This window comes from Actinophytocola oryzae (genome assembly GCF_004364325.1).
GTDB classification, from domain to species: domain Bacteria; phylum Actinomycetota; class Actinomycetes; order Mycobacteriales; family Pseudonocardiaceae; genus Actinophytocola; species Actinophytocola oryzae.
In genome coordinates, this window is record NZ_SOCP01000007.1 from 14760 (window position 1) to 35696 (window position 20937).

The window sequence follows — 20937 nt, forward strand, 5'->3', positions numbered from 1 at the left end:
GGGTCCGATGCCGTCGCCGCCGCACCACGCTACGTTTGGCCTGTGGCGCACTCCGACCTGCGGTCGTTCCTCACGAGGGAGCTGAGCCGCGAACGACTGGTCGCGCTCGACTGCCTGGTGGCCGCGCTCTACGCCGCGATCCTCATCGCGTACGCGGTGACCGACGCGGATGGACGGGTACCGGCGCTGCCCGTGTGGTCGCGGTGCCTGGTCGCGGCGGCCATCGCGCTGCCGGTCGCGGTTCGCAGGCTCTGGCCGGTGCCGGTCTTCGCGGTCGTGCTCGCCGTGTCGGTCGTGTCGATGGTGGCCAACGTGCTCGACGAGCCGGTCCTGGCCGCCGCCTACGCGCTGTACCCGGTCGCCCTCACCACGCCGCGCCGGACCTGGGTGCCGACCTCGGCGATCGCGGTGGTCAGCGCGTTCTGCCTGTTCGTCGGCACGCTGGCGCTGCCGCCGTCGCTCGTCTCCGGGAACGTGGGCATCGTCGTGTTCGGCGCGGCCGCGCTGGGTGGCGGCTGGACGATCGGCCGGGCGGTGGCCGAGCGCCGTGCGTACGCGGGCCGCCGCGCCGAAGGGCTGGCCACGCAGGCAGTGGCGGAGGAACGCCTGCGGATCGCCCGCGAGCTGCACGACATCGTCACCCACGGCATGGGCCTGATCGCGGTGAAGGCCGCGGTCGCCAACCACGTGTTCACGGTCCGGCCGCAGGAGGCACACGACGCGCTGCGGGTCATCGAGGCCACCAGCCGGATGTCGCTCGTCGAGATGCGGAACATGCTCGCGCTCCTGCGTTCGGAGCCAAGTGCGGACGAGCTGGGACCCGTCCCCGGCCTCGCGCGCCTGCCCGACCTGGTCGCGACGGCGGCCGGGTCCGGTGTCGAGGTCGAGTTGTCGGTGTGCGGTGAGGACCGGCTGCCGGAGGGCCTGGGAGTGTCGGTGTACCGGATCGTCCAGGAAGCGCTGACCAACGTCGCGAAGCACGCCGGGCCCGCGCGGTGCCGGGTGTCGATCGAGACCACCGGTCCGCAGGTGCGGATCGACGTGGTCGACGACGGCGCCGGGGCACGCGCACACGGTGGCGCGGCGGGGGAGCCCGGTGGTCACGGGCTGATCGGGATGCGTGAACGGGTCGCCATGTTCGGCGGGACGCTCGTCACGGGGCCCCGGCCGGACGGCGGGTTCGCCGTGTCGGCGTGCCTGCCGTACCAGCCGGTGGAGGTGGGCGGGGCGTCATGAGCGACCCGATCCGCGTACTGGTCGTCGACGACCAGGCGCTGCTGCGCGGGAGTTTCCGGGTGCTGGTGGACACCGCGCCGGGGCTCACCGTCGTCGGCGAGGCGGGCGACGGTGCCGAGGCGGTCGCGGCGGCCGAACGCCACCGGCCCGACGTGGTGCTCATGGACGTGCGCATGCCCGGGATCGACGGCATCGAGGCCACCAGGCGGATCTGCGCCGCGCCGGGTGGGGGCGGCACCCGGATCCTGATGCTCACCATGTTCGACATGGACTCCTACGTCTACGCGGCGCTGCGCGCGGGAGCCAGCGGGTTCCTGCTCAAGGACACCCCGCCGCAGGACCTGCTGGCCGCGATCCGCGTCGTCGCCGGTGGCGACGGCCTCCTGTCGCCGTCGGTCACCAGGAGGCTCATCGCGGAGTTCGCCAGGCGGCCCGCGGTGTCCCGGCCCGTGAGCCGCGAGCTCGACGGCGTGACCGCGCGTGAACGCGAGGTGCTCACGCTCATCGGCAGGGGCCTGTCCAACGTCGAGATCAACGAGCAGCTCGGGATCAGCCCGGCCACGGTCCGCACGCACGTCGGGCACCTGCGCGAGAAGCTGCGTGCGCGGGACCGGGCCCAGCTGGTGATCGCCGCCTACGAGAGCGGCCTCGTCGCCATCTCCTCCGAGTGACTACCCCATCCCCGCCTCCCGTGCGCGGACCGCGGCCGTCGCCCTGTCCTTGACCTGCAGTTTCCCGAACAGGTGGGTGACGTGGTTGCGGATGGTCTTCTCCGAGAGCACCAGCTGTCTGGCGATCCGCCGGTTGTCACAGCCGCGGGCGATCAGGTCGAGCACCTGCCGCTCCCGGTCGGTGAGGGTGGGAAACGCGGCGTGGCTGGGATACTCGTGGACCACGGAGAAGTACTCGCCAAGGCGCCTCGCCACGTTGGGACTGAACACCGCCCCACCAGCGGCGGCGATGCGCACGGCCTGCAGCAACTCGACGTGTGAGGCCCCTTTCGCCAGGTAACCGCTCGTGCCCGCACGCATCGCGGCCACCACGGCGTGCCCGGCGTCGGAGGCGGAGACCATCAGCACCCTGGGTGGTGGGGTGCCGCGTGCCTCGCTGTCGGCGACGATCGTCCTGGCGGCGTCGATGCCGGAGATGTCGGGCAGGTCCACCTCCATCAGCACGACGTCGGCGTCGACGGTGGTGTTCCGCAGCAGCCGCACGGCCTCGTTGCCGGTCGACGCCTCACCGACCACCTGGACGTCTCCGTCGGCCTGGACCGCGACGCGCACCCCGGACCGGTAGAGCGGGTACTCGTCGACGAGAAACAGCCGGACGGTCATGACGGATCAAACAGGCAAATCACCAAGGTTCGCGCGGCTCCCGATCTGACGTCAATGCGTAATCCGGTGCGACCGCCGACAATCCACTCCGCGCAAGGCGTAGTCATTCTTCCCCCAGGATTTGCGGTGAATCTTCCCCAATTCGAACCTACCGAGGCACACGGGCCCGCGTCAACGACCGGCAGCGGTGGTCGGAAGGCGGTTGACCATCGCGGCGATCCGAATACGGGTTACCGACGGGGGATACGGGCGCGGAGGTCGGACGACTTGTCGCTGCGCGCGGTTTGCCAAGATCGTGTCCTCGGCCCGCACGACAAAACGAGCGGCCACCACGAGCGGGAATGGTCGCTCGTGGTGGCCGCTGTCGGGGCGAGAAGATGTGTCAGCCGAGGCCGTTGCCGAAGGCCGTGACCAGCTCACCGTTGGCGGTGTCGCCGGACAGCTCCCAGAAGAAGGCGCCGCCGAGGCCCTGGGACCTGGCCCAGGACAGCTTGCTGCCTATCGTCGCCGGGGTGTCGTAGCTCCACCACTCGCTGCCGCACTTGCCGTACGCGGTGCCCGCGATCGTCCTGTTGGCGGGACAGCGGGTCTTGAGGACCTTGTAGTCCTCGATGCCCGCCTCGTAGGTCCCCGGCGCGGCACCCGTCGCGGTGCCGCCGGGCGCCTCCTGGGTGACACCCGTCCACCCTCGGCCGTAGAACCCGATGCCCAGCAACAGTTTGCTCGACGGGACACCCTTGCTCTTCAGCTTCTGGATGGCCGCGTCGGAGTTGAACCCGGCCTGCGGGATGCCCGCGTACGACGTCAGCGGCGAGTGCGGGGCCGTCGGGCCCTGCGGGTTGAAGGCGCCGAAGTAGTCGTAGGACATGACGTTGTACCAGTTGACGTACTGCGAGGCGCCGCCGTAGTCGGCCGCGTCGATCTTGCCGCCTGCCGAGCCGTCCGCGGTGATCGCGGCGGTGACCAGGTAGCTGGAGCCGAACCTGGTGCGCAGAGCCTGCATCAGGTTCTTGAACGACGCCGCGCCACTGGTGTCGCAGGACAGGCCACAGGCGTTCGGGTACTCCCAGTCGATGTCGATGCCGTCGAACACGTCGGCCCAGCGGGGGTCCTCGACGAGCCGGTAGCAGGAGTCGGCGAACGCCGCCGGGTTCGCCGCCGCCTGGCCGAAGCCGCCGGACCACGTCCAGCCGCCGAAGGAGAACAGGATCTTGATGTTCGGGAACTGGCGCTTGAGTTTGCGCAGCTGGTTGAAGCTGCCCCGCAACGCGCCCGCGTCCCACGTGTCCGCCACGCCGTCGACGCTGTTGGCCGTGGTGTAGGCCATGTCGTAGTCGGCGTAGGAGTCACCGATCGCGCACTGCCCGTTCGTCACGTTGCCGAACGCGTAGTTGAGGTGCGTCAGCTTCGCGGCCGAGCCGCTGGTGACGATGTTCTTCACGAAGTACTGGCGGCCGTACACGCCCCACTGCGCGAAGTACCCGAGCTTGGTGAGACCGCCGGTGTTGGGCGGCGGGTCGGTGGGCGGGGGATCGGTGGGCGGCGGGTCCGTCGGCGGCGGGTCGGTCGGTGGCGTGCCACCGGAGCCGCACGAGCCGCCGTCCAGCTTGCAGTTGGCGGGTGCGGAGTACGCGCCGGAGTAGGCGACGTTGAACCCGAAGCTGACCGACGCACCCGGGGAGATGGTGCCGTTCCAGGTGCCCTTGACGGTCACGTGCTGACCGCTCGCGGTGTAGCTGCCGTCCCACAGGCTGGCGATCCGGTGCCCGGACGGCAGGTCGAACTCGACCTGCCACGACGTGCGCGTGGCGGTGCTGCCGTTGGCGATCGTGTACTTGCCCTCGTAGCCGGTGCCCCAGTCGGATCCCTTGGTGAAGGTCGCCGAGACCCCACCCGCGCCCGACGCGGGCACCGCGGTGACCCCGAGCACGAGCGCGACCGTCGCGGCGCAGATCCCCACCATGTGGGGCCATCTCAGTCTTGTCATGGGACTCCTAGTCGATCCGCAGGGGGAGTGTTGTCCCCAACATGTGGTCTAGACCACATGAATGCAAGGGTCTAGACCACATGTCACTCGAACGGCCTAGTGGCAGTCCGGACCGGACAGTCCTCAGACCAGGGTCACCCTCGCCGACCGGAGCGTGCGACCACGGGTTGTGCCGCTCCTGCCACCGCGGCCGCGGCGGCACGGACCTGCGTTCGTCCCGGGAGCCAGACGCACAGGGCGGTCGCGACGAGTGAGAAGCCGGTTGCCCACCAGAACGCGGTGTGGAAGCCCGACACGACCGCGTCCGAGCCGGTTCCCGAGATGGACTGCTCGAGGATGACGGCCAGTACCGCGGTGCCGAACGAACCGCCGATCTGCTGCGCGGTCCGCGTCAGGACGCTCGAGTGCGCGATCTGCGCGCGGTCCAGGCCGACGTACGAGGCCGTCATGACCGGCATGGTGACGGCGCCGAGCCCGGCGCCCCGGACCAGCAGCCACAGCGCCAACAGCCACCCGTCGCTCGTCGCGTCGGCGAAGGCGAACGGCACGGTCGAGGCCGCGACGACGAGGAACCCGACGACGGCGATCGAGCGGGCCCCGACGCGGTCGGTGAGCGGCCCGGCGATCTGGCGGCTGAGCATCGTCCCGACCCCCTGCGGCACCAGCATGAGCCCCGCGCTCAGCGCACTCACGCCGCGGATCTCCTGGTAGTACAGCGGCAGCAGCAGCATCGCCCCGAACAGTGCGCAGCCCGACAGGAACAGCACCGAGAACGACGACCCGACCGACCGTGTGGCGAGCAGGCGGATGTCCACGAGCGGGTCGCGCCGGTGCAGCGCGTGGACCGTGAACGCCACCAGGAAGGCGACGCCGACGGCGAGCGGCGTGACGACGTCCGGGTGGTCGAACCCGTTCGCGGTGCCGGCGTTCGAGAGCCCGAGGATGACCGCCGCGATGCCCGGGGCGAGCAGCACGAGCCCCCACGCGTCGAGCCGGGGGCGCGCGGCGGTCGTGGCAGGCGTGTCCCTCTCCAGGTGGCGGGCCGCGAGGATCAGGCCGACGACGCAGAACGGCACGTTGACCCAGAACATGAAGCGCCAGCTGAGGCTGGTGATGATCGCGCCGCCGACGAGCGGTCCGAGGATCGGTCCGAGCAGCGCGGGCAGCGCCACCCAGGTGATCGTGCGGCCGAGCGCGCGCCCACCCGCCGCCTGCATGACCAGCGTCGTCATCACCGGCAGCATCAGCCCGCCGCCGAGCCCCTGCACGACCCGCCAGCCGATGAGCGACCCCGCGTCCCACGCGAGGCTCGCCCCGATCGAGCCGACGAGGAAGACCGCCAGGGCGAACATCCAGACCTGTTTGCCGCCGAAGCGGGCGAGTGCCCAGGCGGACAGCGGCACCGCCACGCCGAGCGCGAGCATGTAGCCGGTGGTCACCCACTGGATCGTCGAGACCGGCACGTCGAGGTCCGTCGCCAGCTTGTGCAGCGCGACGCTGACGATCGTCGTGTCGAACACGACCGCCAGCGCGCCGACGACCAGGATCAGCGCGGTCTTCAGCACCGCCGGGTCGACCCGGTCGTTCGTGTCCTCGGCCATCACGCCCCCTATAAGAGTTGGATCCATTCCTTAATGTCGAGAGTAGGGACGGTGGCGAAGGAATGCAAACCTCTCTTATGCTGGGTGCATGCCGACGAAGACGACGTCCGACGCGGTCAAACGCCGACGCCGGGGGACCGAGCTGGAGCACGCGCTGCTCACCGCGGCATGGGACGAGCTGGCCGAGGCCGGCTTCGCGAGGCTGACGATGGAGTCCGTCGCGGACCGCGCGAGGACCGGGGTCGCGGTGCTCTACCGGCGCTGGCCGAACAAGGACGAGCTGGTGTTCGCCGCCATCCGCCACTACGGCGACACCCATCCGATCGTGATCCCCGACACCGGCAGCCTGCGTGAGGACATGATCGAGCTGCTCGCGAACATCAACGCCGGACGGATCGAGCTGGCGACCCTCGTCGGCGCGACGTTCGCCGGGCTGCACGACAGCGCCGGACTCACCCCCGAGGACGTCCGCAACATCGTGCGTGGCGACGGCCCGCGCCGGTCGGACGTCGTGTTCCGGCGGGCCCACGACCGCGGCGAGATCGACCTCACGCGGATCCCGCAGGACGTGCTCGAGCTGCCGTTCCAGCTCGTGCGCCACGACGTCCTGATGACCCTGCGGCCGGTCACCGCCGAGCGGATCCGCTCGATCGTCGACGACGTCTTCTGGCCGCTGGTCACGGGACCGTACGCGAGGCCCTGACCGCCCGGCTCGGTCCCGGCCGGTGGACCGTCGCGACCCTCACCGCCGGGGCGGGCCTCCTTCGCCCACCGCTTCACCACGCTGATCGGCCAACCGCCCTCGCTCGGCGCCGTCGCCACCCGCGTCCGCCACACCTCGGTTGCCGTTCATGACTTTCGGTGGGGAGAGCTGGTCACGAAGAGCCTGGGCCCGGGGATCGCCGAGGTCGTCATAGATGCCGAGGGCCGCCAGCCTGCTGCGCCGTGCGAGCTCCGGCTGGCCGGTGTCCTGGTAGACGAGGCCGAGGGTGCTCAGGGCAAGGGCCTCGGTGTGCCGGTCACGGATCTCGCGGGTGAGGTCGAGACCTTCGAAGAGCCGGTCGAGCGCCTCCCCGTACGCACCGAGCCCGAGGTGCGCCTCGCCGAGGTGGATCAGGGTGACGGCCTCGCCGTGCCGGTGGCTGATGTCGCGGCAGAGGTCCAGCACGCGGTGGAACTGGGTCAGGGCGTCGTCGTAGGCGCCGAGACCCAGGTACGCCTCGCCGAGGTTGCCCATGGCGATGCCCTCGATGTACTGGTTCCCGATCTCGCGGAAGATCTCCACGGCCTGCTCGGCGTACTCGACCGCGTCCGTGTACTCGCGAAGGCCGAGGTAGACGTCGGCGAGGTTGGTCAGGCAGCTCCCGACGCCCCACCGGTCGCCGACCGCCCGGAAGAGCCCACGGGCGGCCCGGAAGAGGTCGAGGCACTCGGTGTACCGGCACATGCCCGCGTACGCGGTGGCCAGCCCGTTGAGCATCCGGGCCTGCCCTCGCACGTCCGCCAGGTCGACCGCGGCCGCCAGGCCCACCTCGTGCGTCGCGACCCAGTCGGTCCAGTGCTTGCCCAGGTAGAAGAAGCTCCACAGGTTGTTGGCGAGCTGCCACGCGGCGGCACCCAGCCCGGTCTCGACCGCGGCCCTGGCGACCGCGACCAGGTTGGCCTGTTCGGTCTCGCACCACCCGAGCGCCGCGTCGTAGTCGGCGAAGGCGGCGGCGTGCTCGGGGGCCGTTACCGCGTCCACCACCGCACGTCGCCTGCCGGGATGCAGCAGATCGTCCGCGGCGGCACTGGCGTGGAGGTACCAGCCGACCAGGCGGTGCACCGCCGCGCGCCGGTCGGTCTCGGTGTGGGTGGCCTCGGCGCGCTCACGGGCGTAGGCGCGGAGCAGGTCGTGCAGGCGGAACCGGTCGAGGCCCGCGGACTCCACCAGGTGGGCCTCGACCAGACCGTCGAGGAGCCGCCGTGCCGCCCGGGGGGCGAGTCCGGCCATGGCCGCGGCGGCGGGGGTGCCGACGTCCGGACCGGGATTCAGCCCGAGTAGCCGGAACATCCCGGCCACGGCCTCCGGCAGGCTCTGGTAGGACCAGGAGAACACCGGCCGGATCGCGGTGAACTGGTCCGCGCCGCCACTGAACACCTCCAGCCGTTGGACGTCGTCGACCAGTTCGGTCGCCAGCTCGGCGAGCGTGACGTGCGGGTGGGCGATCGCCCGCTGGGCGGCGATCTGGATCGCGAGCGGCAGCCGGTCGCACAACCGGGCGAGGTGCGCCACCGCCTCGGGCTCGGCGTCGGCCCGGTGTCCGCCGACGATCGTGCGGACCAGCGTCACGGCGTCCTCGTCGGGCAGCCGGTCGATGGCTATCCGGTGCATCCCCACGCTGACCGCGAGACCGGTGAGCTTGTCACGGCTGGTGACGACGACCATGCACGACGACGAGCCGGGCAGCAACGGCCGTATCTGCTCGGCGCTGCCCGCGTTGTCCAGCACGATCAGCAGACGCAGCCCGGTGACCACGGACCGGAACTGGGCGGCCCGGTCGTCGAGGGACGGCGGGATCTTCGCGGCGGGCACGTCCAGCGCCCGGAGGAAGCCGTCCAGCACCTCACCTGGCGCCGCCGGTGGACCGGGGTCGTAGCCACGCAGGTTGACGTACAGCTGCCCGTCGGGGAAGGAGGAACGCACCCGGTGTGCCCACATCACCGCCAGGGTGGTCTTGCCGACGCCCGCGGTGCCGCTGATCGCCGAGATGACCACCGCCCGGCCGGTCGGCGCGGCGCCTGCCGCCTGCCCAAGCAACGCGTCGAGCGCCACCAACTCCGCCGCGCGCCCGGTGAAGTCGCGCACCGGTGAGGGCAGCTGCCTTGGCACGACGACGACTGCCGGCTCGGCGGGTGCCGACGCGACGTGTCCGGAGTCGTTGTCCCTGCTGCCCTGCCGGACGCGGCGCGGTACGTGTGCCGCCAGGTTCACGCGCTCGTCGTCGCTCAGGCCGAGTGCGTGCGCGAGTGCGCGAACGGTGTATGGATAGGGGTGTCGGCGTTCTCCTCTTTCCAGCGCGCTGACCGCCTTGGCGCTCACCCCGGCACGTTGCGCCAGTTGTTCCTGGGTCAGAGATCTGTGCTCCCGGAGCCTTCGCAGCAGGGCGCCGAAGGATTCGAGCGGAACTCCCACACTTCATGCTAACTCTCGACGTTGCCGAGTGTGGGGCTTCCTGTGGGTGTCGGGCGCCCTCGGACGAGTGAAAACTCACGTTCGTCGGTTGCCAATGCACCCGTACCCGATGGGTCTTTTTACGGCACCCACACTTGGAGAGAATATGCGCAATCTCGGAAAGCCCGTTCTCGTCGCCGTGTTCACCGCGGGGCTCGCACTCCTCGGCGCGATGGGCGCCACCGTTTCCTCTGCCGCCGCGGAAACGACCAGCGCGGTCGAGTCCGTGGCGGGCCAGGCCCCGGCGTCGACGGCGGCCGAGACGTACATGGGAAGCACCCGGGACCTGGCTGCCTGCCATTCCACCGGGCTGTGGTACGTGACCAACGGCTATGCGACCTATTACTACTGCAAGGAGTACTACGACGCGGCCACCGGCCGCTGGTACGCCCTTTACATCGGCGTGTAGCACATTTCTCACGGGGAAACTCGAACAGGAGGAAGTATGCGGGGTATCAGGAAGTACTTCGTCGCGGCCGCGCTGACCGGCGGCCTCGCGTTCGCCGGCGTGCTGGGCGCCACGGGGTCCGCGTCCGCCGCCGAACCGACGACCGCGGTGGAGACCGCGACGCAGTCGGCGGTTCCGCAGCCGGGCTACATCTGGGTCGGTCGCTGGAACGTCGTGTTCAGCGAGTACGGCGGCCCCTCGACGATCGGCTCGACCGCCGACGAGATGATCTACGCGCAGTGCCAGCACAACGGGATCTGGGGATGGCAGACCTACGCGTGGGTGCCCTCGCTGAACAGCTGGGGCTGGCTGCGCAACGGCGACATCACCGGGTTCACCGATCCGATCTGGTGGCTGGACGTCTGCTGATCGACTGACGGTCGTCGACCGCGGGCCCGGGGGTGACCGCCGGGTCCGCGGTCTCAGCCCTTGACCGCGCCGACGAGCACTCCTTTGGCGAAGTACTTCTGCAGGAACGGGTAGACGAGCAGGATCGGCAGGATGGAGATCACGAGGATGGCCATCCGCAGCGAGGTCTGTGGTGGTGCGGCGCCGACCGCGCCGAGGTCGCCCGTGCTGATCTGCGCGCTGTTGACGACGAAGGTCCGCAGTATCAGGGAAAGCGGCCACTTCTCGGTGTCGGTGATGTAGAGCAGCGCGGAGAAGAAGTTGTTCCAGTAGGCCACGGCGTAGAACAGGCCGATCACGGCGACGACGGCCTTCGACAGCGGCAGCACCACGCGGAGCAGGATGCGCCACTCGCTCGCGCCGTCCGTGCGCGCCGCGTCCGTCAGCTCCACGGGAATGCCCATGAAGAACGCGCGCATCACGATGACGTTGAAGGCGTTCATGGCGACCGGCAGCACGAGCGACCAGTACGAGTCGAGCAGGCCCAGCTCCTTGACGATGAGGTACTGCGGGATGATCCCCGGCGTGAACAGCAGGCTGAAGAGCACGACGAACAGGATCGGGCGCGCGGCCAGCGCGCCGGGCTTCGACAACGCGTAGGCGAGCGTCGTGGTCGCCGCCAGCGAGATGAGCGTGCCCACCACGGTCACGAGCAGCGATACGACCAGAGCCCGTGCCACGGTGCCGCCGGACAGGATCGCCGCGTAGGCGGTGAAGTCCAGGTGTTCCGGGAACAGCACCAGGCCACCGCTCCTGTCCACCTGGTCGGCGGGTGCGAGGGACGTGGCGATGATCGAGACGAACGGCACGACCACGACGAGCACGCAGAAGGTCAGCACCATGGCCTTGAGGACACGGACGGGAAGTGCCGCCGCCCGCCGGCGTTGGGCACGCGTGCGGTGTCTGCGGTACACCCGCGCGGTGGTGGTCATCGCTGGTAGATCCCGTTCTCTCCGATGAGGTGGGCCACCTTGTTGGCGATCAGGATCAGGGCGAGACCCACGACGCCCTTGACCAGGCCGACGGCGGCGGAGGTGCCCCACTCGCCGTTGAGGATGCCGTTGTTGTAGACGTAGGTGTCGAGGACCTCGGACGCGGTTGGTCCGACGGCGCCCATCTGCAGGACGATCTGCTCGAAGCCGACCGACAGGACGTCGCCGAGGCGCAGGATCAGGACGAGCACGACCACGCCCCGGATGCCGGGCAGCGTGACGTGCCACAGCTGCCGCAACCGCGACGCACCGTCCACTTCGGACGCCTCGTAGAGGGTGTGGTCCACCTGCGACAGCGCGGCGACGAACAGGATCGTGCTCCACCCCGTGTCCTTCCAGATGACCTGGGAGGTGACCAGCGTCCTGAACAGCTCGGGGTCGCCGATGATGTTCACCGGTGAGCCGCCCGCGTCGGTGATGAGGTTGTTGAGCAGTCCGGTGTTCGAGAGCATCGACTGGAAGACCGCCACGACGATCACCCACGACATGAAGTGCGGCAGGTAGACGACCGACTGGACGAACCGCCGCACCTTCTCGCTCGCGAGCGAGTCGAGCAGCAGCGCCAACGCGATGGGGATCGGGAACACCACGACGATCTGCAGGAACGAGATGACCAGGGTGTTGGTCAGCGCGTTCAGGAACGCCGGGTCGCCGTCGAAGATCACGGAGAAGTTGTCGAACCCGACCCACGGCGCCTCCGTGATCGGGATGAACGGCTGGTAGTCCTGGAAGGCGATCACGTTCCCGAGCAGCGGGACGTAGTGGAAGACCAGGATGAGCACGAGGCCGGGGACCGCCAGCAGCAGGAAGGCCCTGTCGGTCCGCAGGCGGGTGAGCAACCCCGGCCTGCGCCTGCCGGGTCGTGGCGCGGGACCACGGTGTACGGCGGTGGTCACCACGGTCGTCGTGGTGTGTGTTGCCATGACGTCTCGCTTCAGTAGTACTCGAGCTTCGAGCGCAGTTCCTCGGGCCAGGACAGCTGCACGCCGCGCAGCTCCAGCAGCCGCTGGAACTCCTTGAGCCGGTGTCCGTCGGCACGCACCGCTCTCGGGGGCACGCTCGTGTCGATGGCGTGGGCCGCGAGCGTGCCCGCGGCCTCGCCGATGCCCCACTCGACCGGGTGCAGCCGGTAGCACCCGTTGCTCACGTGGGTCGTCCCGATGCCCTTGCCCGCCGCGATGAGGTTGTCGACGCGGACGGGGAGCAGTGCTCCGAGCGGGATCTCGAACGGGAAGGTGTCGATGTCGATGTACGTGCGTGCCGGGCCGCGGCCACCGGTGCTCGGGTGCAGGTCCATGCGGTAGCTGCCGACACCGATCGTGTCGCCGAACCGTTCCGCGCCGTCGAGCCCCGCGCGCATCGCCGTGCCGACGTGCTGTTCGAGGATCGTGAACTCGGCGCGGATGCGCCGCGACTCGCGGATGTAGGGGAACTTGGCCAGGCCGTCGGTGGTGCCGACCGCGTCGCCCCGCAGGCGCAGGCCGGGAAGTCCCGTGCCCCCGTCGTAACGCGGCGCCTCGGTCTGCATCCAGTAGAGGAAGGACAAACTCAGCTGGCGGGCGTGTTCCAGGTTGGCCGCCCTGGTCGCCGGGTCGACGCCGACCAGGGGGCCACCCCAGTAGTCCATCTGCTGCCAGTTGACGAGGGTGATGTCGCTGGCGAACAGACCGGGCTCGAAGTGCTTGCGGTACAGGATGCGGCGGAACCGCCACAGGTCGAAGTGGTCGCTGCCGGGGCCGTAGTCGTCCTTGTTCTCGAAGACCATCCGCTGGAAGGGCACGAGGGTGCGCGGCACCTCCCACCAGGACAGCCGGGAGCCGGGCCAGAACGGGTCGCGGTGGCCGAGCCAGTGGTCGTACTCTGCGGGACGGTCGATGGTGTGGTCCTCGCCCGGCCGGTAGTCCAGCGCGAAGCACCAGCTGAACGACTGCTGGTCGAGGGGGTCGGCGGGGCCGTCCAGTGCGTGCAGCTCACCGGTGTCGGCGCGGCTCTCCGACCCCGTCACGTTCTCCACGCCTGCCAGCTCCAGCAGGTCGCCCAGCTCGCTCGCGTCGAGGACGTAGGTCGGCTCGACCACCAGCTCGGCGCCGGTCCGGTCGTCGCGGACGGTGACGGCGACGATCCGGTCCCCGTCGACGTCGACCGCCACGGGGGTGTGCTCGCGGCGGATGTCGAGCAGGCCCCGGCTGACGTGGACACTGAGCAGCTCGTCCATCACGGCCGCGATCACCCTCGGCTCCGCGCAGATCCGGGAGACGCGGCCCTTGCCGGGGTTGAACCGAGGATCGGCCGCCACCTCCGGCAGGACGGGGTAGTTGCGCCGGTAGTAGTCGCGGACGGCCGCACGCATCCGCCGGTAGCTCGCGGTCGCTCCCTGCTCCTCGATCCAGGGGTGCTCGTCGGCGGGCACGACCTGGCTGGTCAGCTGGCCCCCGAGCCAGTCGGTCTCCTCGACCACCAGCACGGAGCACCCGGCCTCGCAGGCGGCCAGCGCCGCCGCGACACCGCCCGTGCCCCCGCCGACCACGAGGACGTCGACCCGACGGCCGCGGCTCACGCCGCCACCCGCGCGAGGGTCTCGCCGTCACGGAAACCGCAGGCCACGACCCTGCTGACCGGCTCACGGGCGTCGGCGGTGAGAAGTTCCACCAGGAGTGAGACGGACACGCGACCCAGGTCGAGCGTTGGCGTCAGCACGCTCGTCACCCGGTTCAGCTCCGGGTCGGTGCCGCCCGGGTAGTCGCTCAGGGACACGACGGAGAAGTCCTCCGGCACCCGCAGCCCCCGTGCTGTCGCCACCGCCACGGCGGCCCGCGCCACGAGGCAGTCGGCCACGAACACGCACGTCACCCCCTGGTCGATCACGGAAGCCACCAGGTCGTCCACCGGGTCCGTCGACGGCACGGAGTAGACCGGCGCGGTGTCGAGGCCGAGTGCGGCACGTGCCGCGTGGAAGCCCTCGGCACGGTCGGCCATGGCCGGGTGCCACAGGTCGGTCGCGATCATCGCGACCTGCCGGTGCCCGAGGCCGACCGCGCGGGTGACGGCCGCGGTCGTGGCTTCGGCGTAGTTCGCGGTCACGTAGGAGACGTCGCCGTGCTCCTCGGTGTGGCGTCCGATGTAGACGAACGGGTAGCCGTCGGCGGACAGGCGCCGCACCTCCTCGCTGTCGGAGTCGCGGCCGAGCAGGATGCTCCCGTCGGCGAGCTGCAGCGAGTTGACCCCGTCCCGGTAGATCATGCGGGTGCCCTCCGGGGAGACGGGCCCCCCGGTGAACAGCAGCAGGTTCTGCCCGGCGTGCTCGGCGGCCTCCTCGATGCCCTGCAGCATCGGGTAGTAGAAGTCCTCCGCCGCGGTCGGGAAGATGGGGGAGTAGGTGAAGACACCGATGACGTCGTTGCGGCCGCCCGCGAGCTGCCGGGCCGCCATGTTGGGCACGTAGCCGAGCTTGGCGATGGCGGCACGCACGCGGGCCTCGGCCTCCCGGCCGACGCGGACGCTGCCGTCCATGCGGTTGTTCACCACGGCCGAGACCACGCCGCTGGACACCCCCGCCAGCCTGCCGACGTCGGCCTGCGTAGGCCGACGGTTGGTGGTGCCTCGTTGACTCACCGGATCTCCATCCCGTAGTGCGCCGGCGTACGACGTGTCCGTGCCGACCGTGATGATGCGCTTCATCATAGGCACGCGTGACGCACTGGATCAATGCGCATGCTCAGCTCTTCAACACCTGTGACAAGGCTTGACCGGTGGAAAATCGCTCTGTACGGTCTGGTCGAACCAGATGATGATGCGCTTTATCACATCTCTCCGCGTGGCCGACGCAGCCCACGACCCGAAGGAGCCACCGAGTGGTTCAGCATCAGATCGGTCGCCGATCCTTCCTCCAGCTCACCGGCCTCGCCGGACTCGCGCTGGCAACCCCCGCCACGCTCGCCGCGTGCGGGCCCGGCAACAGCGGTACCGGTGCCTCGGGTGCGGCGGACGGCGCGATCCTGCCGTCCTACCTGCCCTACACCGGTGTCAGACCGGACCTCGCGGGCAGCGACACCTTCATGGCGGCGTTCTACGGCCTGCCCGCCAAGCCGCCCGCCGCGTTCCCGAAGCCGCCCGCTGGCGGCGGGTCGGTCACGGCGATGGTCAACGTCTTCGGCCCGCCACCGCCGGCCAAGAGCCACAACGGTTTCTGGCAGGCGCTGGACCGCGCCGTCGGTACCGACCTCGAGCTCAACATGGTCCCGGACTCGGACTACCCGACGAAGACCAGCACGGTGCTCGCGGGCGGCGACCTGCCGGACATCATGAACCTGCCGCTCTACACGCCACGGCTCGGCCAGGTGCTGCCCGCGCTGTTCGCCGACCTGGCCCCGTACCTGAGCGGCGACAAGAGCCACGACTATCCCTACCTCGCCAACCTGCCGACGGACTCGTGGCGGCCGATGGTCTACGACGGACACCTCTTCGGCGTCCCGGTGGCCCGCATGTCCACCGGTACCGTCATCTTCACGCGTTCGGACATCCTCGACGACCTGTCGCTGGACCCGAACCCGGGAACCTGGGACGACTTCGTCGCACTCGCGAAGGACCTCACGAGCGAGACGGACAAGCGGTGGGCCTTCGACGACCCGCACCGCCTGTTCACCTTCGCCGCCGCCTCCCTCGGCGCGCCGAACACCTGGCAGCTCGGCAGGTCCGGCGAGTTCGTCAACATGATCACGAGCGAGGCCTACGCGGACGCACTCGACAGGACACGCCAGTTCATCACGAAGGGCTACCTGCACCCCAACGGTTTCTCCGCGACCTTCGACCAGACCCGCGCCAACTTCGGCACGGGCGCGTGCGTGTTCCACTCGGACGGCTACCTGGCCTGGGACATCCTGTCGGCGAGCTACCCGGACATCGGCATCGACGCGCTCCGTCCACTGAAGACACCGGACGGCAAGGCGTACCAGTTCACCAGCGCGGGTGCGCTGTCGCTGTCGGCCGTCAGGAAGGGCGACGAGAAGTCCGTCCGCAGGAGCCTGGAGGTGCTCAACTGGCTCGCCTCGCCGTTCGGCACCAAGGAGTACCTGCTGCGCAAGTACGGCGTCGAGGGCACCCACTACACGATGAGCGACGGCGCGCCCGTCAAGACCGCCCTCGGGACGACCGAGACGGCACTGCCGCTGCAGTACGTCGTGGACTCCGCGCCCGTCCTCGGCCCGGGACCCAGGGACCGGGTCGACGCCCAGTACGACTACCACAAGACCGTCGCCGCCGAACTGCTCGAGGACCCGAGCATCGGGCTGTACTCGGAGACCTACGCCAAGCAGGGCGCGACGCTGCAGAAGATCGTCACCGACGCGCGGACCGAGATCCTGCTCGGCCACAGGCCGGTCTCCAGCTGGGCCGACACCGTCAGCCAGTGGAAGTCCTCGGGCGGGACCGCCATGGGCACCGAGTACACGCAGGCCCACGCCAAGAACCCACGGTGAGGTGACGACGATGTTCCGCTCACTCCTGGCCGCCCTGGTGGCCGGCGCCCTCATGACCACCGGCCTCGCGCAGCAGGCGCAGGCCGACCCGAACGTCCACGGTGGATCGCGTGCCCTGCGGGCCGCCACCCAGGGACTCACGACCGGCTGGAAGAACATCACGCAGCCCGTCGCCGGCGCGACGGCGAACACCACCTACGACTTCGGCATCTGGCTGCGCGGCACCGGCGCGCTGACCGTCAAGGTCACGAAGGCCAACGGCGACAACCTCCAGTACCTTCGCCCCAAGGCCACCGGCTCGTGGACGTACGTGTCGTCGAGCTTCGCCACCGGCACCTACAGCGGTCAGGTGGTCTTCACCGTCGTCGACAGCGCCGTCACGCAGTACCCGGCCGCGGACGTGAGCGGCACGATGTACCTCGACGACGCCTACCTCGGTGTCGGCTCGGGGCCGAACCTGTTGCAGAACAGCGGTTTCGAGGCGCAGCTCGCGGGCTGGGGCGGCGACCGGGGCACCGTGTTCACGCGGTATCCCGACCAGTCGGGCAACCCGCCCGCCGAGCAGTACCACGGCGTGAACGACGTCGGCGTCTACGCCTGGGACCGCAATCCCGCGGGCGTGACCGACTTCGGCAGCTGGGTCGGGCGCACCCCGGCGCTGGCCGAGGAGTTCCTCGCGCAGGACACGTGGTCCGACCTCGAGGGCGGTGACCGGCTCGCCCCGTGGAGCGGCACGCCCTACGCGCACTCGCTCCTGCTCGCGGCCTACCCGTTCCCGAAGTCGGGTGGCAGCCTGGCCGCCGCGGCCGACGGCGACTACAACGCCCACTACGCCACCCTCGGCCGGAACCTGGTCAGCAGAGGCCTCGCCGACACGGTGATCCGCTTCGGGCACGAGTTCAACGGCGGCTGGTACGTGTGGACGGTCGGCAACCAGGACAGCCCCGACCACGAACAGAAGTGCGCCGACTTCGCGGAGGCGTTCCGCCAGTTCGTGACCACGATGCGGAGCATTCCCGGTCAGCACTTCAGGTTCGTCTGGAACCCCTCCGCGTCGGTCTGGGGGGTCGACCTACCCGCGGCGTTCCCCGGCCGCGACTACGTCGACTTCGTCGGCATCGACCACTACGACCAGACCTGGGCGCAGGACAACGGCACCCCGATCTACGGCGCCGCCTACCAGACCGCCACCCCGGCCGAACGCCTGCGCCGCCAGCAGCTCGCCTGGAACGCCGAGGTGAACGACGGCAACTGGGGCCTGAACATGATCGCGGGCTTCGCCGCGGACCAGGGCGTGCCGCTCGGCCTTCCCGAGTGGGGCATCGCGGCACGGTCCGACGGCATGGGCGGCGGCGACAACCCGTACTTCGTGCAGATGATGCACGACTGGATCACGGCCAACAACGTCGCCTGGCATGTCTACTTCAACGTGTCGGCTCCCGACGGGGACCACGACCTGTACGACACGGTCGCCTTCCCGCGGTCCTCGGCGAAGTTCAGCGCGCTGTGGAACCCCGCGGGCGCGCCGCACACCGCACCCGCGATCACCCCGGCGGGCATCCCCGGCGTCACCGCGCCCTACCGGGTGGTCGAGGGCGAGTCCGGCACCCTGACCGGACCGGCGTTCCGCTACCACGGCGACCCGTGGGCGTCCGGCGGCAAGTTCGCCGTGATGTACCGCGACGGCAACGCGTTGGCGTTCACCGGCACCCCGGCGGCGACCCGCGGCGTCGCGATCGTCTACCAGGGCTGGCAGTCCGACCAGCGCGCGTCCCTGTACGTCAACGGCGCGCTCGTGAAGAAGGGCGTCCTGTTCCCCCAGCACGGCCGCTCGTGGTCGCACTCCTACGGTTCGGTCGTCCTCCCGGACGTCACCGTGCCCGCGAACGCGACCGTCCAGCTCCGGATCGACGCCGACGACGTGCTGCCGAACGTCGACAGCCTGAAGATCGACTACCTGGTGTTCCTCCAGTGAGCGTCGATCTCGGCGGGACGACGCCCTGGCTCGACACCACGCGGGACGTGGCCGCCCGGATCGAGGACCTGCTCGGGGGGATGACGCTCGCCGAGAAGGCCGGGCAGATGCTGCAGCTCGACGCCAGGGGAGACCTCGTCGACGCGGTCCAGGGCAGGCTCGCGGGGTCGCTCCTGCACGCCACGCCGGAACGCATCGAGGAGGCGGCGGCGCTGACCACGCGCACCCGCCTGCGCATCCCGCTGCTGATCGCGGAGGACTGCGTCCACGGGCACGGCTTCCGGTCGGGTGCGACCGTGCTGCCGAGCCAGCTCGGCATGGCGTGCACGTGGGACCCCGAGCTGCTCGAACGCGCGGCACGCATGGTCGCGACCGAGGTCGCGGCCACGGGCGTGCACTGGACGTTCTCGCCCGTCCTCTGCATCGCCCGCGACACGCGCTGGGGCCGCGTCGGCGAGACCTTCGGCGAGGACCCGTACCTCATCGGCGAGCTGGGTGCCGCGATGATCATCGGCTACCAGGGCGACGGCCCGGGTGATCCGGACGCGGTCCTGGCGTGCGCGAAGCACTTCGCCGGTTACTCCCAGACGGTCGGTGGCCGCGACGCGACCGAGACCGAACTGAGCAGGCGGGCGCTGCGGTCCTGGTTCCTGCCGCCCTTCGAGCGCGCGGTCCGCGCTGGCTGCCGCACGGTGATGCTGGGCTACCAGTCGATCGACGGCGTCCCGGTGACGGCCAACCGGTGGCTGATCGACGAGGTGCTGAAGACCGAATGGGGCTTCACCGGCATCCTCGTCACCGACTGGGACAACGTCGGGCGGATGGTGTGGGAGCAACGGATCCTCGCGGACGACGTCACGGCCGCGACCACCGCCGTGCGGGCGGGCAACGACATCGTCATGAGCACGCCGGTGTTCTCCGAAGCGGCCCAGGAAGCGGTCGCACGCGGCGACCTGGCCGTCGGGCAGCTCGACGACGCCGTGCGCCGCATCCTGCGGCTGAAGTTCGACCTGGGTCTGTTCGACGGCGGGCGCACGGCGCCACCCGTGGCGGTCATCGGCTCGGCGCCCCATCGTGCGCTGAACCTGGAGGTCGCCCGCCGTTCGCTCGTGCTGCTCCGCAACGACGGCACACTGCCCCTGCTGCCGACAGGTGCCGGTCCACAGCGGACGATCGCGGTCCTCGGCCCGAACGCCGACGACCCGGACGCCCAGCTCGGTGACTGGGCGGGCCGGTCGGGACAGGTCGACTGGCTGCCCGACGGACATCCCCGGGCGACGATCACCACGGTGCTCGACGGTCTCCGCCGGCACGTGCCGGCCGGCTGGCACGTCACCTCGGCCCGAGGCGCGGACATCGGGTCGATGACGCCCGATCCCGAGGGCCCGGTCTTCGCGGACGGCCAGCCACGCCCACCCGTCTTCGAGGCCAGCCCACCGGATCCGGCGCTGCTGGCCGAGGCGGTTCGGGTCGCGCGGGCGGCGGACTGGGCGGTCGTGGTGCTCGGCGACCTGCCCGCACTCGCCGGAGAGGGACGGTCGACCGCCACACTGGAGCTGCTGGGTGGCCAACAGGCGCTCCTGGAGGCGGTCGTCGGCTCGGGCACGCCGGTGATCGTCGTGCTCGTCCAGTCCAAGCCGTCCGTACTGCCGGAGGCCGCGACACGGGCCGCGGCGATCGTGCAGGCGTTCAACCCGGGCATGGAGGGCGGGCGCGCGATCGCCGAACTGCTCCTGGGCCTCGTCGAGCCGTCGGGACGGCTCCCGATCACGGTGCCCCGGCATGCCGGCCAGCTTCCCGTGTACTACAACCAGATCCGCGGCCAGCACGGGTCCCGGTACGCCGACCTGACGCAGGACCCGCTGTTCGCGTTCGGCGAGGGCCTCGGCTACGGCCGGCCTGTGTACGAGTCCCTGACCCTGAGGGAACACACGGTCCGACCCGACGGGGTCGTCGTGGCCCGGGTGCGCCTCGGCAACTCCGGTGAACGCCCGGTGCGCGAGACCGTCCAGGTCTACGTCCGCGATCTCGTCACGAGCGTGACCTGGGCCGAACGCGAGCTGAAAGCGTTCCGGCAGGTCGACATCGCCCCCGGTGCCGTGGTGGACGTCGAACTCGCGATCCCCGCGTCCGCGTGCACCGTCGTGGACGCGGAGGGCCGCCGTCGCGTCGAACCGGGCCGCTTCGAGCTGCTGGCCGGCCACTCCTCCCGCGACGAGGATCTACTGAGGACGGAGTTCGACATAATGGCGTGAACACAACGCGTCG

16 protein-coding genes are annotated in these 20937 nt (G+C 70.3%); 8 read left to right on the top strand and 8 right to left on the bottom strand.

The features are described 5' to 3' along the window. The first annotated feature begins 42 nt into the window (after positions 1-42). Entirely contained in the window at positions 43-1236 is a 1194-nt protein-coding gene (locus tag CLV71_RS20210; protein ID WP_208297637.1) for a sensor histidine kinase, read from the top strand. After that, positions 1233-1907: a response regulator gene (locus CLV71_RS20215; RefSeq protein WP_133904390.1), complete on the top strand. Its 675-nt coding sequence runs from the start codon at positions 1233-1235 to the stop codon at positions 1905-1907. Before CLV71_RS20210 ends, CLV71_RS20215 begins: the two co-directional genes overlap by 4 nt. Here the strand turns inward: CLV71_RS20215 and CLV71_RS20220 are convergent, their stop codons facing one another. The 3 genes from CLV71_RS20220 to CLV71_RS20230 form a co-directional block, all read right to left on the bottom strand. Next, the gene (locus CLV71_RS20220; protein WP_133904391.1) at positions 1908-2570 is read right to left on the bottom strand and encodes a LuxR C-terminal-related transcriptional regulator; all 663 of its coding nucleotides are present in this window, start codon (positions 2568-2570) and stop codon (positions 1908-1910) included. A 382-nt stretch (positions 2571-2952) separates the two neighbouring features. Then, on the bottom strand, positions 2953-4557 hold the full coding sequence (locus tag CLV71_RS20225) for a glycosyl hydrolase family 18 protein (protein ID WP_133904392.1): 1605 nt from the start codon (positions 4555-4557) through the stop codon (positions 2953-2955). Between the two features lie 134 nt (positions 4558-4691). Continuing rightward, positions 4692-6158, bottom strand: coding sequence for an MDR family MFS transporter (locus CLV71_RS20230; RefSeq protein ID WP_208297638.1), 1467 nt, complete (start codon positions 6156-6158; stop codon positions 4692-4694). An 88-nt stretch (positions 6159-6246) separates the two neighbouring features. On the opposite strand from CLV71_RS20230, the gene CLV71_RS20235 reads away from it, so the two are divergent. Beyond that, the gene (locus tag CLV71_RS20235) at positions 6247-6861 is read left to right on the top strand and encodes a TetR/AcrR family transcriptional regulator (protein WP_133904394.1); all 615 of its coding nucleotides are present in this window, start codon (positions 6247-6249) and stop codon (positions 6859-6861) included. Between the two features lie 39 nt (positions 6862-6900). Here CLV71_RS20235 and CLV71_RS20240 read toward each other — a convergent pair whose 3' ends face one another. Beyond that, positions 6901-9333, bottom strand: coding sequence for an ATP-binding protein (locus tag CLV71_RS20240; protein ID WP_243866603.1), 2433 nt, complete (start codon positions 9331-9333; stop codon positions 6901-6903). A gap of 145 nt (positions 9334-9478) precedes the next feature. On the opposite strand from CLV71_RS20240, the gene CLV71_RS20245 reads away from it, so the two are divergent. Then, positions 9479-9781, top strand: a complete 303-nt coding sequence (locus tag CLV71_RS20245; RefSeq protein ID WP_133904395.1) for a hypothetical protein — start codon at positions 9479-9481, stop codon at positions 9779-9781. Between the two features lie 36 nt (positions 9782-9817). Beyond that, the gene (locus CLV71_RS20250; protein ID WP_133904396.1) at positions 9818-10189 is read left to right on the top strand and encodes a hypothetical protein; all 372 of its coding nucleotides are present in this window, start codon (positions 9818-9820) and stop codon (positions 10187-10189) included. Between the two features lie 53 nt (positions 10190-10242). Here the strand turns inward: CLV71_RS20250 and CLV71_RS20255 are convergent, their stop codons facing one another. From CLV71_RS20255 to CLV71_RS20270, 4 genes are read right to left on the bottom strand one after another with little or no spacing between them, the layout of a single operon-like run. After that, entirely contained in the window at positions 10243-11160 is a 918-nt protein-coding gene (locus tag CLV71_RS20255) for a carbohydrate ABC transporter permease (protein ID WP_133904397.1), read from the bottom strand. Next, positions 11157-12143: an ABC transporter permease gene (locus CLV71_RS20260; RefSeq protein WP_133904398.1), complete on the bottom strand. Its 987-nt coding sequence runs from the start codon at positions 12141-12143 to the stop codon at positions 11157-11159. Before CLV71_RS20260 ends, CLV71_RS20255 begins: the two co-directional genes overlap by 4 nt. An 11-nt stretch (positions 12144-12154) precedes the next feature. Beyond that, positions 12155-13777: an FAD-dependent oxidoreductase gene (locus tag CLV71_RS20265; protein WP_133904399.1), complete on the bottom strand. Its 1623-nt coding sequence runs from the start codon at positions 13775-13777 to the stop codon at positions 12155-12157. Then, positions 13774-14832 (bottom strand): LacI family DNA-binding transcriptional regulator, encoded by a 1059-nt coding sequence (locus CLV71_RS20270; RefSeq protein WP_166664175.1) that lies wholly within the window; start codon positions 14830-14832, stop codon positions 13774-13776. The genes CLV71_RS20265 and CLV71_RS20270 overlap by 4 nt, the downstream gene beginning before the upstream one ends. Positions 14833-15071: 239 nt before the next feature. Here CLV71_RS20270 and CLV71_RS20275 point away from each other — a divergent pair, with 239 nt between their 5' ends. Genes CLV71_RS20275 through CLV71_RS20285 form a run of 3 tightly spaced genes read left to right on the top strand, consistent with a single transcriptional unit; the run spans position 15072 to position 20924 of the window. Beyond that, a complete protein-coding gene (locus CLV71_RS20275) occupies positions 15072-16694 on the top strand; it encodes an extracellular solute-binding protein (protein ID WP_133904401.1) in 1623 nt (540 codons plus the stop codon). A 10-nt stretch (positions 16695-16704) separates the two neighbouring features. Continuing rightward, positions 16705-18669 (top strand): glycosyl hydrolase, encoded by a 1965-nt coding sequence (locus CLV71_RS20280; protein ID WP_133904402.1) that lies wholly within the window; start codon positions 16705-16707, stop codon positions 18667-18669. Continuing rightward, positions 18666-20924 carry a glycoside hydrolase family 3 N-terminal domain-containing protein gene (locus tag CLV71_RS20285; protein ID WP_208297639.1) on the top strand — a complete coding sequence of 753 codons (2259 nt, stop codon included), beginning with the start codon at positions 18666-18668 and terminating at the stop codon, positions 20922-20924. The genes CLV71_RS20280 and CLV71_RS20285 overlap by 4 nt, the downstream gene beginning before the upstream one ends. Positions 20925-20937: the final 13 nt, after the last annotated feature.

What these genes read in the sequence shown, in the direction of transcription:
- CLV71_RS20215 (WP_133904390.1), top strand. Translation starts at nt 1,233, where the DNA reads ATGAGCGACCCGATCCGCGTACTGGTCGTCGACGACCAGGCGCTGCTG.
- CLV71_RS20220 (WP_133904391.1), bottom strand. Translation starts at nt 2,570, where the DNA reads ATGACCGTCCGGCTGTTTCTCGTCGACGAGTACCCGCTCTACCGGTCC.
- CLV71_RS20225 (WP_133904392.1), bottom strand. Translation starts at nt 4,557, where the DNA reads ATGACAAGACTGAGATGGCCCCACATGGTGGGGATCTGCGCCGCGACG.
- CLV71_RS20230 (WP_208297638.1), bottom strand. Translation starts at nt 6,158, where the DNA reads ATGGCCGAGGACACGAACGACCGGGTCGACCCGGCGGTGCTGAAGACC.
- CLV71_RS20235 (WP_133904394.1), top strand. Translation starts at nt 6,247, where the DNA reads ATGCCGACGAAGACGACGTCCGACGCGGTCAAACGCCGACGCCGGGGG.
- CLV71_RS20245 (WP_133904395.1), top strand. Translation starts at nt 9,479, where the DNA reads ATGCGCAATCTCGGAAAGCCCGTTCTCGTCGCCGTGTTCACCGCGGGG.
- CLV71_RS20250 (WP_133904396.1), top strand. Translation starts at nt 9,818, where the DNA reads ATGCGGGGTATCAGGAAGTACTTCGTCGCGGCCGCGCTGACCGGCGGC.
- CLV71_RS20255 (WP_133904397.1), bottom strand. Translation starts at nt 11,160, where the DNA reads ATGACCACCACCGCGCGGGTGTACCGCAGACACCGCACGCGTGCCCAA.
- CLV71_RS20260 (WP_133904398.1), bottom strand. Translation starts at nt 12,143, where the DNA reads ATGGCAACACACACCACGACGACCGTGGTGACCACCGCCGTACACCGT.
- CLV71_RS20280 (WP_133904402.1), top strand. Translation starts at nt 16,705, where the DNA reads ATGTTCCGCTCACTCCTGGCCGCCCTGGTGGCCGGCGCCCTCATGACC.